Below are 3,229 nucleotides of genomic sequence, written 5' to 3' on the forward strand. Positions count from 1 at the left end.
GCGCGCCTCATCGGGATGAATGCCCGGGCGAGAAGATCTTTAAAAAGTCAATCAAGCAATTTGTTGTGGGCGCTAGCTGAGGCGGTTGTGAGACACAAGACAGCCTTAAGTTAGTGACTCGTACAATTCAAAAAGTACAGTAGTTTTTAACTTGAGCAAGATTTAGATCTTAAATGATCTGCACTCTTTAAACTGAAGAGTTTGATCATGGCTCAGATTGAACGCTGGCGGCAGGCTTAACACATGCAAGTCGAGCGGAAACGACCTAGCTTGCTAGGGGCGTCGAGCGGCGGACGGGTGAGTAATGCATAGGAATCTGCCTGGTAGTGGGGGATAGCCCGGGGAAACCCGGATTAATACCGCATACGTCCTACGGGAGAAAGCGGGGGCTCTTCGGACCTCGCGCTATCAGATGAGCCTATGTCAGATTAGCTAGTTGGTGAGGTAAAGGCTCACCAAGGCGACGATCTGTAACTGGTCTGAGAGGATGATCAGTCACACTGGAACTGAGACACGGTCCAGACTCCTACGGGAGGCAGCAGTGGGGAATATTGGACAATGGGGGCAACCCTGATCCAGCCATGCCGCGTGTGTGAAGAAGGCTTTCGGGTCGTAAAGCACTTTCAGTCGGGAGGAAAGGGTAAGTGTTAATAGCGCTTACAGTTGACGTTACCGACAGAAGAAGCACCGGCAAACTCCGTGCCAGCAGCCGCGGTAATACGGAGGGTGCGAGCGTTAATCGGAATTACTGGGCGTAAAGCGCGCGTAGGCGGTTATGTAAGCTAGATGTGAAATCCCCGGGCTCAACCTGGGAACTGCATTTAGAACTGCATGGCTAGAGTTTTGGAGAGGAGAGTAGAATTCCAGGTGTAGCGGTGAAATGCGTAGAGATCTGGAGGAATACCGGTGGCGAAGGCGGCTCTCTGGCCAAAAACTGACGCTGAGGTGCGAAAGCGTGGGGAGCAAACAGGATTAGATACCCTGGTAGTCCACGCCGTAAACGATGTCGACTAGCCGTTGGGCACCTTAGAGTGCTTAGTGGCGCAGCTAACGCGATAAGTCGACCGCCTGGGGAGTACGGCCGCAAGGTTAAAACTCAAATGAATTGACGGGGGCCCGCACAAGCGGTGGAGCATGTGGTTTAATTCGAAGCAACGCGAAGAACCTTACCTGGTCTTGACATCCAGAGAACTTTCCAGAGATGGATTGGTGCCTTCGGGAACTCTGAGACAGGTGCTGCATGGCTGTCGTCAGCTCGTGTTGTGAAATGTTGGGTTAAGTCCCGTAACGAGCGCAACCCTTGTCCTTATTTGCCAGCACTTCGGGTGGGAACTTTAGGGAGACTGCCGGTGACAAACCGGAGGAAGGTGGGGACGACGTCAAGTCATCATGGCCCTTACGACCAGGGCTACACACGTGCTACAATGGGGCGTACAGAGGGTTGCCAAGCCGCGAGGTGGAGCTAATCTCTTAAAGCGTCTCGTAGTCCGGATTGGAGTCTGCAACTCGACTCCATGAAGTCGGAATCGCTAGTAATCGCGAATCAGAATGTCGCGGTGAATACGTTCCCGGGCCTTGTACACACCGCCCGTCACACCATGGGAGTGGGTTGCACCAGAAGTAGCTAGTCTAACCTTTGGGGGGACGGTTACCACGGTGTGATTCATGACTGGGGTGAAGTCGTAACAAGGTAGCCGTAGGGGAACCTGCGGCTGGATCACCTCCTTAAACGATATCTTATGACTGTTTCAGTTCAGCGTTCACAACAAATTGCTTGATTGGTGAGAAGAGAGCTTGGATTTGGGTCTTGGGCCCATGAGAATTGGGTCTGTAGCTCAGGTGGTTAGAGCGCACCCCTGATAAGGGTGAGGTCGGTGGTTCAAGTCCACCCAGACCCACCAGAATTTCCTGATACGGCGTTATGGCTTCACTTGCATAGCAGGCTATGCGGCGCGAAGACATGCCTTGTCTCAGAAAATTCTCCGAATGTACTTAAGGTATTTGAGTAGGTTTGGGAAAGTAGCTTTTAAGATGGGGCTATAGCTCAGCTGGGAGAGCGCCTGCCTTGCACGCAGGAGGTCAGCAGTTCGATCCTGCTTAGCTCCACCATTCTTCTTCAGGGAGATTGGCCTCGATCGAGGGAAAGTGAAGGTGAGTCAGAACAATCCAAGTAATCGTCAGATGATAGAAACGAGTTCATGCTCTGGTAGAGATGAATGAACTGGTTTCTGGCATTTGGTCAGAGAGCTCTTTAACAATTTGGATAAGCAAAAGTAAATCGAAACGTAGAGATTGATTGTTGCAGTTTGACAATGAATCGAACGGATAGATTTTACTGAGTGATTATACTCAAGCGCAAAACACCGGTGTGGTGACGCGAAAGCGACATCACCAAATCGTTACGGTGAAACCAGCACTGTATAATCTGTTGGGATCTAGGCAACTAGATTACTTCGGGTTATATGGTCAAGTGAATAAGCGCATACGGTGGATGCCTAGGCAACTAGAGGCGATGAAAGACGTGATAGCCTGCGATAAGCGTCGGCGAGGTGGCAAATAACCTTTGACCCGGCGATCTCTGAATGGGGAAACCCACTGAGCTTGCTCAGTATCCTGCACTGAATCCATAGGTGTAGGAGGCGAACCGGGAGAACTGAAACATCTAAGTACCCCGAGGAAAAGAAATCAACCGAGATTCCCTAAGTAGCGGCGAGCGAACGGGGAGCAGCCCTTAAGCTGTGAGACGGATAGGAGAACGCTCTGGAAAGTGCGGCCATAGTGGGTGACAGCCCTGTATCCGAAATCCCATCACAGTGAAATCGAGTAGGTCGGGACACGTGTTATCTTGACTGAATATGGGGGGACCATCCTCCAAGGCTAAATACTCCTAGTTGACCGATAGTGAACCAGTACCGTGAGGGAAAGGCGAAAAGAACCCCTGTGAGGGGAGTGAAATAGACCCTGAAACCGTATGCGTACAAGCAGTGGGAGCAGACTTGTTCTGTGACTGCGTACCTTTTGTATAATGGGTCAGCGACTTACATTATGTGGCGAGCTTAACCGAATAGGGAAGGCGTAGGGAAACCGAGTCTGAATAGGGCGTTTAGTCGCATGGTGTAGACCCGAAACCGAGTGATCTAGCCATGGGCAGGTTGAAGGTTGAGTAACATCAACTGGAGGACCGAACCGAAATCTGTTGAAAAAGATTCGGATGACTTGTGGCTGGGGG

The 3,229-nt window shown here is 51.1% G+C and carries 2 tRNA genes and 2 rRNA genes; all 4 read left to right on the forward strand.

Annotated features, from left to right (window positions below):
• The first annotated feature begins 189 nt into the window (after positions 1–189).
• Positions 190–1,728, forward strand: a 16S ribosomal RNA gene (locus F566_RS0100290).
• A 96-nt stretch (positions 1,729–1,824) separates the two neighbouring features.
• A tRNA-Ile gene (locus F566_RS0100295) sits at positions 1,825–1,901 on the forward strand.
• A 132-nt stretch (positions 1,902–2,033) separates the two neighbouring features.
• A tRNA-Ala gene (locus tag F566_RS0100300) sits at positions 2,034–2,109 on the forward strand.
• 355 nt (positions 2,110–2,464) lie between these two features.
• Positions 2,465–3,229: ribosomal RNA gene (locus tag F566_RS0100305) — 23S ribosomal RNA — on the forward strand; the annotation flags it as partial.

Source organism: Hahella ganghwensis DSM 17046 (genome assembly GCF_000376785.1).
Lineage (GTDB): Bacteria > Pseudomonadota > Gammaproteobacteria > Pseudomonadales > Oleiphilaceae > Hahella > Hahella ganghwensis.